Here is a 5469-nt window from a genome sequence, read left to right as displayed (position 1 = left end):
TGTGCGGGCACGGCGACCGTCCCGTCCGTACCGGCCGCGGCGTCCGGCGCACCCGCCGCGACCGCCGAGCGCCCGTCCCACCAGCCCTATCCGGACGGTTGCGGGAGCTGGCAGCAGGCGGACGTGCGGACCGCACGGGACCGCCTCGGCTGGCGCCCCCGCATCGGTCTGGAGGAGTCGCTGGCCGACATCTGGATGGAGGCGGCATGCCGCATCTGACGACTCCCGGCGGCGTGCCCCGCGCACCGGCCGCACGACCTGCCGCTCCACTCGGCGGACCGGCCGGACCCGCGGGACCCGCGGTGCGTACGGAAGCAGCCCGTCCGGCGGACGGGCCGGAACCCGCCGGCCGTACGGGACTCGGCGTCCCCGGCTGGGCACACCCGATGCTCGCCCCCGTCGAGTGGGCGGCGCTCACCCGGCCCGGAGTCCCGGTGCGCTGGGCGGTCCTGGACGTCTTCTCCGGTCCCGGAAGCTCCTCCGCGGGAGCCTCCTCCGGTCCCGGAACGCGCCCCGACGCGTACTGCCTGGCGGCGGCGGCCAGGCTGCGCGCGTCGGGCGTGCGGGTGCTGGGCCGGCTCGCGCTGCGGGAGGGCACGCGTGCGTTCGGCGAACTCGTCCCGGACGCACACCGGTTCCTCGACTGGTACGGCGTGGACGGCTTCTACCTCGACGGCTGTCCGGCCGGCCGGGCTCAACTGGCCGAGACCTCCCGTACGGTGACGACCCTGCGCGCCCTCTGCGCCCAGCAGCGGCGCTACCAGGACGGCACCGGCGCCACGGCGACGGCCTCCGCGGCCCGTCTCTCGCCCCGCCTCGGGGCGGGGACGGGCCGCGCCCTGGTCGTCCTGGGGCACGGCACCCATCCGCATCCCGGATACGCGGATCTCGCCGACCAGTTGGTGACCTTCCGCGGCTCGTGGCCCGAGTACCGCTGGTCGCAGGCGGCCGCGTGGACGGCGGACCATCCGCCGGAGCGCTTCTGCCATCTCGTGCACGGCGTCCCGCGGATGCATCTCGACGAGGCCCTGCGGGTCGCGCGCTGGCAGGGGGCGGGCACGGTCTGGTTCACCGACCGTACGGACCGGCGGGGTCAGAACCCCTGGGAGGCGCTGCCCGGCTACTGGGACGAGCTCGTCTCGCGTCTCGGACCGGGTGTCTCGGAATGAGACCGTGCGTGGCAGTGTTACGGAAGAACAACCGTACGTTCCACCGACCGACGGAGTTTCCGTGTCGCTGCCACCCCTGGTCGAGCCGGCCGCCGAGCTCACCGTTGACGAGGTCCGCAGGTACTCGCGCCACCTGATCATCCCCGACGTGGGGATGGACGGGCAGAAGCGGCTGAAGAACGCCAAGGTGCTCTGCGTCGGAGCGGGCGGCCTCGGGTCGCCCGCCCTGATGTACCTGGCCGCCGCGGGCGTGGGCACGCTGGGCATCGTGGAGTTCGACGAGGTCGACGAGTCCAACCTCCAGCGCCAGATCATCCACAGCCAGTCGGACATCGGGCGTTCCAAGGCGGAGTCCGCGAAGGACACCGTGCTGGGGATCAACCCGCACACCACCGTCGACATCCACGAGGAGCGCCTCGACTCCTCGAACGTGATGGACATCTTCGCCCCGTACGACCTGATCATCGACGGGACGGACAACTTCGCCACCCGCTATCTCGTCAACGACGCCTGCGTGCTGCTGAACAAGCCGTACGTCTGGGGCTCGATCTACCGCTTCGACGGCCAGGCGTCCGTGTTCTGGAGCGAGCACGGCCCCTGCTACCGCTGCCTGTACCCGGAGCCCCCGCCGCCCGGCATGGTGCCGAGCTGCGCCGAGGGCGGGGTGCTCGGCGTGCTGTGCGCGTCGGTCGGCTCGATCCAGGTGAACGAGGCGATCAAGGTGATCGCGGGCATCGGCGAACCGCTCGTCGGACGCCTGATGATCTACGACGCCCTGGAGATGAGCTACCGCCAGGTCAAGGTCCGCAAGGACCCGGACTGCGCGGTGTGCGGCGAGAACGCGACCGTGACCGAGCTGATCGACTACGAGGCGTTCTGCGGCGTCGTCTCCGACGAGGCGCAGGAGGCCGCGGCCGGTTCCACCATCACTCCCAAGCAGCTCAAGGAGTGGATGGACGACGGCGAGGCCATCGACGTCATCGACGTGCGCGAGCCGAACGAGTACGAGATCGTCTCGATCCCCGGCGCCAGGCTCGTCCCGAAGAACGACTTCCTGATGGGCGGCGCGCTCCAGGACCTGCCGCAGGACAAGAAGATCGTCTTGCATTGCAAGACGGGTGTCCGGTCCGCGGAAGTCCTCGCCGTACTGAAGGACGCGGGCTTCTCCGACGCCGTGCACGTCGGCGGCGGCGTCATCGGCTGGGTCAACCAGATCGAGCCGGACAAGCCGGTCTACTGACCCCGACGGGCCCGCCGGTTCGCAGAGTTCGCAGGTCTGCGGATCCGGTGGCGCACCCGCCGCCCCTGTCTCCGACCCCGCCGGTCCGGACGCGCGTACGCCGCGTTCCGGGCCGGCGGCGGTATGTGCGGGGCCGCCGGGCCGGCGTCCGTCAGATCTCGCCCTTGCGGGTCAGATGCGAGAACGAGAGCCACCCCGGCCCGACCGGCAGCCACAGCGTCAGCAGCCGGAAGAGCAGCACGGCCGGGGTCGCGATCTCCTTCGGCACCCCGAAGGTGATCAGACCGGCGATCAGCGCCGCCTCGACCGCGCCGAGACCGCCGGGCGTCGGAGCCGCCGACCCCAGGGCGTTGCCCGCGAGGAAGACGACGGCGATGCTCGCGTAGCTCGCGTCGTGGCCGAAGGCCCGTACGCACGCGTCCAGGCACATCACGAACAGCAGCGTCATCAGCAGCATGCCGCCGATGCCCGTCACCAGCTTCCGCGGACGCTGCACCACGTCGAGCATGCGCGGCACGACCCCCGCGAACAGCGAGCGCAGCCGCGTCGAGACGAACCGCCGCAGCGCCGGGATCGCCGTGACGATCAGCACCAGCACCGCCGCCGCGAGCAGCCCGGCGATGACCCCGCGGGACGGCGAGAGCGTCGGCGTGTGCTCGGTGCCGGTGAGATAGCCGAAGAAGAGCAGCAGCGTGATGTGGCTGCCGAGGCCGAAGAGCTGTGAGGCGCCGACGCTCGCCACCGCGTGGCCGGGCCGTACGCCCGAGCGCTGGAGGAAGCGGGCGTTGAGAGCGACGCCGCCGACGGCCGCCGGCGCGACCAGCTTCACGAAGGAGCCGGCGACCTGGGCGACGACGGTACGCAGGAACGGCACCTTCTCCGGTACGAAGCCCAGCAGCGCCATGGCCGCCGCGAAGTAGGTGCACGCGGAGAAGAGCGCGGCGCCGCCCACCCAGGCCCAGTTGGCCTCGCCGACGACCTGCCCGAACTGCACCTGTGTGAGCTGCGAGAGCAGGAAGTACGCGGCCAGCGCGCCCGCGATGAAGGTGACCAGGGTGCGCGGCTTGACCCGTTCCAGCCGGGCGGGCTCTATGGGCGCCTGCGGGCGGACCAGCAGGACCTGCTTGCGGATCTGCGCGAGCAGGTCCTCCTCGCGCGCCTCCTCCAGGGCGTCGTCGATGGCGCGCTTCTCGGCGTTCTTCTCGGCGCGGAGCGACTTGCGGTCCGCCTTCGCCGGTCCGCCGCGTACGTGCGCGTGGGCCGTGCCCGAGGCGTCGGCCGAGCGGGCGGCGCTCGTACCCGTGCCCGTTTCCGTGCCCGTCCCCGCGGCGCCCTTGGCCTCCTTGCCCGCGCGCGAGGCCTCGATGACGGCCTCGCGCTCGCGCTGCGCCCGTTCCTTGGCGAGCCGGCGCAGCGTGTGCCGTGTACGGCGGCTGAGCGCGATGGGCTGGAGCATCGGCAGGCTGTCGGCGACCGCGTCCGGACCGAGCACGTCGACCGCGGCGGCGACCGCGCGCTCCGCACCGACGCGCAGCCCGAACGTCGTCATGAGCTGGGCGATGTCCATGCGCAGGACCACGTCGCCCGCCGCGATCTCCCCGCCGCGCATGTCCGTGAGGAAGACCGTGCCGGAGCTGTCGACCAGCAGCGCGTCCCCGACCAGCCGCCGGTGCGTGATGCGGCGCGACTGGAGCGCCTCGACCTGGCGCCAGGCCGCGCGCATCAGGGTGCCGGTGATCTCCTCGTCGGGGAGGGAGTCGAGCGTACGGGCGTCGATGTGCTCGTAGACGAGCATCACCGCGTCCGGGCCCAGCTCCGAAGTCGCCACGAGGCGCGGGGCGTTGGCCCCGGCGGCGGTCGCCGCGTACGCGAGCAGCGCCTCCTGTTCGAGGGCCTGCCGCAGCGACTGGAGGCTGCGGCTGTGGATGATGCCCCGCAGGGTCAGACGCCGCCACACCCGGTAGAAGAAGCCGTGCGCCTGCTGTTCGCGGTCGACGACGGTGACGTCGATCGGCGGTCCGTTCTCCAGCGTGACGAGATAGCGCCGCCCGTGGTCGCCCGGCTCCGTCGCCTCGAAGACGTCGGCGTCCTCGACGCGCTTGGCGCCGACCGGATGGAAGCCGACGCGGCGCAGCCCCGCCAGCAGGGTCTGGCCCGTGGGGCGGACGTTGGGGGTGCCGACCGCGTAGAGCGTGCCGTACGCGACGGACCAGCCGATCAGCACCGTGACGATGATCGAGAAGAGCGTCGAGTAGCCGGGGAAGAGGACGGNGTGCCATGCCCACGGCCGTCATGTACGCGATGACGGGGGCGAGATAGCTGTGCACCGGGGTGGTCAGGTCGGTGTCGGTGATCTGCTTGGTGAGCGCCTCGCGTACGGAGTCGGGCGCTGCCCGCGCCACCCACAGATCCACGGCGAGCGAGGCGCCGTGTGCGAGGACGGCCGCGAGCACGCCGTCGGCGATGCGCAGGCCGTCGCGCTTGATGAGGCGTTCGATGGCGAACGCGACGGGGACGAGCAGGATGGCGATGCTCGACGCGAGGCCCGTGATGCTGATCAGCAGCGGCGGCGCCTGCTGGGTGCCCTTGTCGATGTCCTGTTCCAGCCCGGCGGTGGTGCCGTGCGCGAAGTTGGCGATGGTCAGGACGACGGCGATGGCCAGCAGGCCGAGCCCGAAGCGGAGGAGATCGGAGGGGCGGTGGACGCGGGCGGAGAGCAGCGGCTCGTCGCTCTCGACGGCGTCGGAGGGTTCCGGGGGCTCGGAGGGCTCGACGGGTTCGGCGGGTTCGCGGTGGTCGGCGGCCGTGCCCGGTGCGGACTCCCGGCGTTCTCTCCCGGGCTCCTGCTCACGCCCGTACCCCGACCCGGAGTCCGAGCCGGAACGGGAACCCGTACCGGAATCCGAACCGTGCCCGTCCTGGTCCCGGGCGGTGGGCTTTCCGTCCGCCGACTCCCCGGCGGCGCCCGGCTGTTCGCCCTCCTCCGCGGCCCGCTGCTCGGACTCCGCCTCCGTGCCCTGCCATTCGCGGGAGCCGTGCGGCCCGGACCGCCCGGACGTT

The 5469-nt window shown here is 72.5% G+C and carries 2 protein-coding genes and 2 pseudogenes; 3 read left to right on the top strand and 1 reads right to left on the bottom strand.

Annotated features, from left to right (window positions below; genetic code table 11):
• From AN218_RS16645 to moeZ, 3 genes and pseudogenes are all read left to right on the top strand, one after another.
• A pseudogene (locus AN218_RS16645) lies at positions 1–219 on the top strand (reductase); the annotation flags it as partial.
• Complete coding sequence (locus tag AN218_RS16640) at positions 207–1169, top strand: spherulation-specific family 4 protein (RefSeq protein WP_079132246.1); 963 nt, start codon at positions 207–209, stop codon at positions 1167–1169. The pseudogene AN218_RS16645 and the gene AN218_RS16640, both read left to right, overlap by 13 nt.
• 61 nt (positions 1170–1230) lie before the next feature.
• A complete protein-coding gene (gene moeZ, locus AN218_RS16635) occupies positions 1231–2409 on the top strand; it encodes an adenylyltransferase/sulfurtransferase MoeZ (RefSeq protein ID WP_070017676.1) in 1179 nt (392 codons plus the stop codon).
• 151 nt (positions 2410–2560) lie between these two features.
• On the opposite strand, the pseudogene AN218_RS16630 reads toward moeZ, so the two are convergent.
• Positions 2561–5129: pseudogene (locus AN218_RS16630) on the bottom strand (lysylphosphatidylglycerol synthase transmembrane domain-containing protein).
• Positions 5130–5469 lie beyond the last annotated feature (340 nt).

The organism is Streptomyces nanshensis, from assembly GCF_001751255.1.
GTDB classification, from domain to species: Bacteria; Actinomycetota; Actinomycetes; order Streptomycetales; family Streptomycetaceae; genus Streptomyces; species Streptomyces nanshensis_A.
The sequence above is the reverse complement of the archived record's forward strand: the minus strand, read 5'-3'. Positions and strand labels throughout refer to the sequence as shown.

Excerpts from the sequence above, each read along its gene's own strand:
- AN218_RS16640 (WP_079132246.1), top strand. The coding sequence starts at position 207 with ATGCCGCATCTGACGACTCCCGGCGGCGTGCCCCGCGCACCGGCCGCA.